At 46.5% G+C, this 7068-nt stretch carries 7 protein-coding genes and 1 pseudogene; 7 read left to right on the plus strand and 1 reads right to left on the minus strand.

The genetic code is table 11. The annotated features are described in order from the left end of the window. The first annotated feature begins 103 nt into the window (after positions 1 to 103). Positions 104 to 1315 carry an MBL fold metallo-hydrolase gene (locus Q0986_RS17025; RefSeq protein WP_299413188.1) on the plus strand — a complete coding sequence of 404 codons (1212 nt, stop codon included), beginning with the start codon at positions 104 to 106 and terminating at the stop codon, positions 1313 to 1315. 7 nt (positions 1316 to 1322) lie between these two features. On the opposite strand, the gene Q0986_RS17030 is transcribed toward Q0986_RS17025, so the two are convergent. Continuing rightward, complete coding sequence (locus Q0986_RS17030; RefSeq protein WP_299413190.1) at positions 1323 to 1805, minus strand: Rab family GTPase; 483 nt, start codon at positions 1803 to 1805, stop codon at positions 1323 to 1325. 535 nt (positions 1806 to 2340) lie between these two features. Here Q0986_RS17030 and Q0986_RS17035 point away from each other — a divergent pair. From Q0986_RS17035 to Q0986_RS17060, 6 genes and pseudogenes are all read left to right on the plus strand, one after another. Continuing rightward, a complete protein-coding gene (locus tag Q0986_RS17035; RefSeq protein ID WP_299413193.1) occupies positions 2341 to 3174 on the plus strand; it encodes a hypothetical protein in 834 nt (277 codons plus the stop codon). A gap of 132 nt (positions 3175 to 3306) precedes the next feature. Then, positions 3307 to 4125, plus strand: a complete 819-nt coding sequence (locus tag Q0986_RS17040) for a DUF3298 and DUF4163 domain-containing protein (protein ID WP_299413196.1) — start codon at positions 3307 to 3309, stop codon at positions 4123 to 4125. A 79-nt stretch (positions 4126 to 4204) separates the two neighbouring features. Then, entirely contained in the window at positions 4205 to 4891 is a 687-nt protein-coding gene (locus Q0986_RS17045; RefSeq protein ID WP_299413199.1) for a DUF6629 family protein, read from the plus strand. A gap of 112 nt (positions 4892 to 5003) precedes the next feature. Then, complete coding sequence (locus Q0986_RS17050) at positions 5004 to 5909, plus strand: SAM-dependent methyltransferase (protein WP_299413202.1); 906 nt, start codon at positions 5004 to 5006, stop codon at positions 5907 to 5909. 34 nt (positions 5910 to 5943) lie between these two features. Beyond that, positions 5944 to 6627 (plus strand): response regulator transcription factor, encoded by a 684-nt coding sequence (locus tag Q0986_RS17055; protein WP_299413205.1) that lies wholly within the window; start codon positions 5944 to 5946, stop codon positions 6625 to 6627. A gap of 10 nt (positions 6628 to 6637) precedes the next feature. After that, positions 6638 to 7068 (plus strand): annotated as a pseudogene (locus Q0986_RS17060) (hypothetical protein); the annotation flags it as partial.

Raw genomic sequence — 7068 nt, forward strand, 5'->3', positions numbered from 1 at the left:
AATATTGCAATCACACAATGGCCAAACCTTTCCAGTGGCAATTTAAGGGATTCACTCCATACGGATAACTGATGAACTATTTACAGATCTATGGACTAGCGTCATGAAGGACATCGAAAACCTGAGAATTCACTTTTATGGTGTACAAGGCAGTGGATCCATCTATCCTTCCTTACAGGATCGGCAAGCCTATCAAAAAGTGACAGACTGTGAATTACTGAACCAGGTCTTTACAAATTTACAGCAGCAAACAGGGCCAGAGGGACGCTTAAACGCGACCATTGAAGAACTAATTGGGGGGCCTCTCAATCGCAAAACATTGGAGGCTTATCGAGCACAGTTTGATATGCCGACTGCACGAATCTATGGAGGATGGACGACCTGTATCCGCATTGAGACAGCAGATGGGTTTGATATTGTGCTGGATTGTGGGAGCGGATTTCGAGTCTGTGCCAAAGACATTGTCAAAAAATGGAGATATCTAGAGGGAGATGGCCAAAATATAGCCAATAATCATCGCCATCTCTATATTTTCGGTAGCCACTCTCACTATGATCACACCGAAGGATTTGATCAAGCGGCAGTCTGTTTTGACCCCTGTAACCATATCCATGTTTATGCGAACCGCCAATATTTACAGGCCCTTGATCAGATACTAGGCATTTTTTCTCACCAAGTCGACTTTCGGCTCAAGGGGGTCCAAACCCCGCTGAGCTATGAGCTGATGCCTGCCCACTTCTACGCCTATGAGATTCGGGATTTCCAGGTCGATCCGCCCTCACCAGCGGGCGACAAGTTAGTTCACCAGTACCATGATCTCAGTCAACATATCCAAATTGGTGAAACAACCCTATACCCTTTTGAAGTTTTCCATCCCAGTCCCTGCTTGGCCTATCGGATTGAACGAGGTGGAAAAGTTTTTATTTTTTGCACCGATCATGAGTTGCGTCGAGGCTTAGAGCCAGATCATCCCTTGCAAATTGCCAGCTTAGAGGCAGAAGAACGACTGTGTCAGCAGAGTGTAAATGCAGATGTTCTATATCGGGATGGCCAGTTTTTACGCATTGAATATGATGGAGATCTCGGCATTGGTTCTCCTTACGGTATCTCCCGCTTGGATTGGGGACATAGCTGTATAGAGGATGTGCTAGATATGGCTGTGCGATGTCAGGTCAAGCATACGTTTATTGGTCATCATGACCCTAACCGAGACTGGTTAGAGCGCAACTGGTGGGATGAAACGTTGCAGCGTAAAAGTGAGCAAACGGGCCTGAACTTTGAACTGGCTCAAGCGGAGACCGTGATTGATCTCTAGAAAGACTTTATAAAGTCTTGGCTAATGCTAGAAAGGCTTCCTCGACATTTTCGCCTGTTTTGGCACTGCTCTGAAATATGGGCTGTTGATGACCCAGCAGGCGGGTAACGTCTTCAGCGGTAATTTCCCAGTTTAGATCAGACTTATTGATGATCGGGATATAGGGGACTGAGCCCATCTTGTCCTCAATCAATTGTATAAGGTCTAACGCACATTCTAGAGAGGCTTTTCGAGTACCATCAATCACAACTAAATACCCAGATGCTCCCTGTAAATAATGAAGAGGAATGGAAAACTGATCTTCTGCACCGGCAATATCCCATAATAAAAGTGTGACTGGTTTTTCCTCCAAGGAGATGACTTTTTTGTCAACCTTAACGCCGAGTGTTGAGTGATATCGTTCATCATATATACTATTGACGAAACGACGGACAAGGCTGGTTTTACCAACCCCCCACATCCCCATCATCACGACTTTATGCTTAATCATATCGATTTGAGCAGCTGCAATCAGTTCATAAATTTACTATATCGCTGATGAGGGGAAATTATCAGTTGCTATACGACCAGAGCACCAAGTATTTAATTTGAACACGCATAACATGACTTAAATATAGATAAAACAGCCTGAAAACTTTACTGTAAATGTTTTTTCTTTGCAAGAATAGTAATCTTCAAACAATAGATTAATTAATATTGAATCAGGAACTTGATTTAATTCACTAAAAGGACCTTAATTCAATTAACTAAAAAAGTGATTCAATTATTGCATGCGTTTTATGCTAGAAAGAGTAAAAACATAGAATCACTTTAAGAAAATAAAAACGGAAGACTGTATTTGAGAAAGCACCCTCAAATCCTTTCTGGACAACGTTTTGCAGACTATAATATGTTAAGCTAAACTGTATTTAAGCCAAAAAAAATTGTCACTCAATATTTGCAATTTTACTCAAAACAAGATAGATAGCTATAAGGGGGAACTTTAGGTCCTACGATCCCATTTGAATGGGCCTATAAACCAAAAGATGAATAAAGAAACCATTGAGACATTATTGACTGACTTTGTTTCTGCCTCCACTGAGATCCAAGGTGCAGTGATGGTTTCTCCTCAAGGTCAACCGTTGACCCATCCCATTGGTCTCTCGGAAGCTTCGACCCATATCATGGCGGGTTCAATGCTGCATCTTGCGGGCTGCATTTCTGAACAGTGCCACTGGCAGGCAGTCAATTGGGTGACGATCCAAGCCCTTGAAGGTTACTTGATTCTGACGCAATGTATTCAGGATGTATTCTTGTTGATTCGTGCCCAAGATGTCCCCTCTGGCTATCTTCAACGCTATATTCAGCATCATTTAGCAAAGCTACGGACTTCGCTGCGGACGCCTGATCATGATGCGACAGTGGTTCAACTCAGCTATCGGCCTACCGAACTGATTAAGCGCAGGGAAACCCCAGCGAATGGCATGGTGGCTCATTCTGCTAATGGCTCATCGGTGGCTATGGTGGATCCTTCAACTCTGAATGGCGGGATGGGAAATGGCGAGATGGGAAATGGCGAGATGGGAACCGTAACCCCTCCTGCTGAGAATGGTGCCGGCTATGTCAATGGCTATTTAGTGCAGGAGACGACTCCCATTCCACCAGCTCCCTCTGTTCCGCTTCATTTAGATGAATTTGAAATTGCCTATTGTCAAAAGGAGTTAGCTGAAATTATTGGACCGATCGCATCCCTGATTTGCGATCGCGTCCTGGCTCAGGATCCTCATTTAAGGCTAATGGATTTTGTGAAAGTATTGGCCCGACATATTCCTGATCAGCAACAAGCCCTCGATTTTCAACGGCGCGTGTTGTCTGGGTAAGTCGTGCCGTTGCCTGAAAGAGCCAATCCATTTCAATTTCGGTAACCGCTGGCCTGCTCCCCATCTCTCAGTGCTAGGGTGTGAGTCTAATCGGGCACAGTAAGTGCGGAAGCTTGAGGGGATAGGTTATCGATGCGGATCACAGGTAAGTCAGTCATGATTGGTGTTTTAGGCGCTATTACTGTGCTGACGGCAGGTCAGGCGATAGCTGAGACTTCTGGAGCCAGCCATTATGCCACAACCTATACCGTTAACGAGTCCGTCAAAACCGACGGAAAATGCGCCCATACGCCTAAAACCCCCTGTACCCAAATTAAAGTCAGCTATCCTGTCTTCTCCCAAGGTTCCCAGCCTTCAGGTGCGATCGATGCCATTAATGCGTCCGTTCAGCGATTTCTATTGCAGTCTGCCTCGGAAGACCAGCCCCCTGCCACGATTGAAGCGGCGATGGGTCGTTTCTTCCAAAACTATCAAAGCGCGATTCGCCAGTTTCCCCAGCAGGGGGTTTGGGCGGATGAAAAACAAGTTCAGGTGATTCATAATCGCCCCAACCTGCTGAGTCTCCAATACGCCCACTATTGGTATACCGGCGGGGCTCACCCCAACTCTAGCCGCACCTATTGGAACTTTAATCCTCAAACGGGCAAAACCATTCAGCTATCGGATCTACTGGTGAAGGGATATGCACCACAACTGAATGCCATTGCGGAAAAACACTTTCGACGAGTTAAGGAACTGACAGCCAATGAAAGTTTAACGGCAGCAGGTTTCTGGTTTGATCATGGCAAATTCCAGCTCAATCGCAATTTTGCGCTGACGCCTAAAGGACTACTCTTCTTCTTCAATACCTATGAGATTGGCCCCTATGTCATGGGTCCGACAGAGCTGTTGATTCCCTATCCAGAGTTGAAGGGACTGGTGAAAAATCAAGCCCTATTGCCAATGCCCTAAACTTTATAAAAGCAATGTCTGATCTCACGGTTGCTAAGGAGACAGCATTGAATAGGCGTCTTTGACCCCGGTTAGACCTATGTGCTTTTCTACTACTGCCAGTTTTACCGCTGCCGCGTTGCTCTTCCCTGCGGGAATTTACGCGAGCAAGATTGCTGAAGCTAAGGATAGACAGCTGTTGCCCTTGGCAGTGATTCCAATCGGTTTCAGTATTCAGCAAAGTTTTGAAGGTCTAGTGTGGTTGAACTTAGACCATGCCGATCTTGTGCGAGTCGGTGCGTTAGGCTTTTTTGGATTTTCCCATGGAATCTGGCCTGCTTGGCCCGCTTTTGCCGTCTGGGTACAGGAAGATCGGCCTTGGGCACGCAAGATCTTGATCGCGATGCTCTTATTTGGCTGTTTCTTTGGCCTGTCGCTTTATGGACCGTTTTGGCGTTACCCGGATTGGCTGACGGTCGAAATCAGCCATGGATCCATTCAATATCAAACACAGTTGCTCTATGACAGGATATTTCCTCGTGATGTGACTCGCCTAATTTATCTACTGATGGTTGTGGGGCCAGCTTGTCTATCAAAGTTCCCCCAGCTTAGAGTTTTAGGGGGGCTAGTGGCGTTATCCATGATCGTCACCTATCTGTTCTTCAACTATGCTTTTGTCTCAGTCTGGTGCTTTTTTGCAGCTGTGCTATCTCTCTATCTCATCTATGTTTTGCGCTCTGTATCCTTGCAGAAGGATCCTCGCCTGCAGAGAGTAGGGACTGAATGAAGAGAGTGCCTTGAAAACCGATGGCTGCCTACTCCTCACACTTCTTGTCGAGTTCTTGACATTCACTGCTTACGGTAAAGGCTGTTTCTTTTGGCTTTATGCCACGTTTGCAATGAGCAAACTTTCAGAATCTGCCTACCTAGTGGCTTTATATCGAGCATTGGAATCAGAACGAAGTGACGCGCTTTTTCAGGATCCTTGGGCACGACAGTTGGCGGGTGGGCAAGGGCAACTTTTTCAGGCCCTATTAGGACATTCCCAACCGTATGCGGATGTGATTGCGATTCGAACTCATCTGATTGATAAGCTGGTCCAAAAGCGAATTGCTCATGACAACATTGGTCTTGTGATGAACTTAGGGGCAGGTCTGGATACTCGGCCTTATCGGCTGAACCTTCCATCGTCTTTGATCTGGTTAGACGTCGATCTGCCAGACATATTGGAGTACAAACATCAAAAACTCCTGGGGGTCAAATCTCGATGCATCCTTAAGCGAATCAAAGGGGATTTAGCTGATTCAACGTTCAGACGCTCCCTTTTCTCTATTACCCATCAACTCTCAAAACCTGCTCTTGTGATCACTGAAGGTCTCTTAGGGTATTGGCCTGAGCATCAGGTTGCTAAACTCGCTGCCCATTTAATTCAACAGCACTGTATCGGCTGGTGGGTATTAGAATTAGCTGCACCGACCGTATTAAGGGGTTGGCAAAGGCAATACAGCCATACCCTTTATGATCAATATATTGCGAATGGGGAACCTGCTTTTAAATTTGCGCCCCATCAAGGACCTGGCTTTTTTCAAACTTGGGGTTGGCAGGTTACTCATCAAGATGATGTCCTGGACCAATTGAGTCATCTACAGCGAGCAACACCCTTGGTTCACCTCAGAGCAGTCATGAAACGAGTACTCGGAAAACTCCACATCCCACAGACCATACCAAGCCAAGTTGTGCTGCTGACTCACCCAACAGGCTCCAGAGCAGAAAGGAACAATTCATGGCTACCATCTGGGAAATAAACACGATTCATCCTCATCCAGAGAGACCCAAAACATGAGAGTTCTGCTAGTTGAGGATGATGATCGGATTGCCAAGCCCCTAGCCGAAGATTTGCGTCATCAACATTACGTTGTCGATGTAGCAGCAGATGGTGAAAGCGGCTGGCACTATACCCAAACGGCTGACTATGAGCTGATTCTATTAGATATCATGCTGCCGCGTTTGGATGGGATTAGTCTCTGTCAACAACTGCGTCGCTCAGGATATAGCGGGTTTGTGTTGATGCTAACTGCCAAGGATACTTTGACCGATAAAGTGATGGGGTTAGACGCGGGTGCCGATGACTATGTGGTCAAACCGTTTGAGTTAGATGAATTGGCTGCTCGCATCCGCGCCTTATGTCGTCGTCCTCCTCAGATTCAACCTTCCATTCTTGAGCATGGTGAGCTGCGCCTGGATCCGATTCACCATCATGCGCACTATGGTGAAACCTTGCTCGATTTAACGCCCAAAGAATATATTCTGCTAGAGCATTTGCTTCAGCATCCGGGGCAAGTCTTTACTCGCGCGATGTTGCTAGATCGTTTATGGGAGCTAGATCGCGCCTCTAGTGAGGGCACGGTCAAAACCCATATTAGTAACCTGCGCTGTAAATTAAAAGCAGCCGGAGGGGCTGACCAGCTGATCGAAACGCTTTATGGTGTGGGCTATCGTCTGAATCCGCTTCTTCATTCCTAGAGGTTATGCATTGTTTCGAAAAGTTCGATTGCAGCTCTTAGGATCCTATTTGATGGTTTTGGCTGGGATTATGGTTGTGTTTGCGATCTCAATCCGTACCACCTTCGCCTATACCCTTCACCATCAAGTCAGTCAAAGACTGCAAAATTTAGTGAAAGCGGGCAGCCTTGAACTGGAAATTGAAGACGGTCGCCTTGAACTCGATCAAGAAGATCTAGTGCGTGACCTGCAATCCCTGCAGTGGTATGACCCTACAGGTCAGTTGGTAGGGACCCAAGGCCAGCCCGCCTCAACTCTACCTTTAGACCCTCAACACCTCGTTCGACTTCAGACCCACGCCAACCTCCAGTCATGGGATTTGTCAACCGCTTACAGTCCACTCTGTGCGAGGATGCCTGTGTGCTCCTCAGCCAATGGTGTTCGTCAAACTGATTGTGTGTG

It is taken from the genome of Acaryochloris sp. IP29b_bin.148 (genome assembly GCF_028285565.1).
Classification (GTDB): Bacteria; Cyanobacteriota; Cyanobacteriia; order Thermosynechococcales; family Thermosynechococcaceae; genus Acaryochloris.

Bases quoted from the DNA above. Each gene is read 5' to 3' on its own strand.
- Q0986_RS17025 (WP_299413188.1), top strand. From the start codon at position 104: ATGAAGGACATCGAAAACCTGAGAATTCACTTTTATGGTGTACAAGGC.
- Q0986_RS17030 (WP_299413190.1), bottom strand. From the start codon at position 1,805: ATGATTAAGCATAAAGTCGTGATGATGGGGATGTGGGGGGTTGGTAAA.
- Q0986_RS17035 (WP_299413193.1), top strand. From the start codon at position 2,341: ATGAATAAAGAAACCATTGAGACATTATTGACTGACTTTGTTTCTGCC.
- Q0986_RS17040 (WP_299413196.1), top strand. From the start codon at position 3,307: ATGCGGATCACAGGTAAGTCAGTCATGATTGGTGTTTTAGGCGCTATT.
- Q0986_RS17045 (WP_299413199.1), top strand. From the start codon at position 4,205: ATGTGCTTTTCTACTACTGCCAGTTTTACCGCTGCCGCGTTGCTCTTC.
- Q0986_RS17050 (WP_299413202.1), top strand. From the start codon at position 5,004: ATGAGCAAACTTTCAGAATCTGCCTACCTAGTGGCTTTATATCGAGCA.
- Q0986_RS17055 (WP_299413205.1), top strand. From the start codon at position 5,944: ATGAGAGTTCTGCTAGTTGAGGATGATGATCGGATTGCCAAGCCCCTA.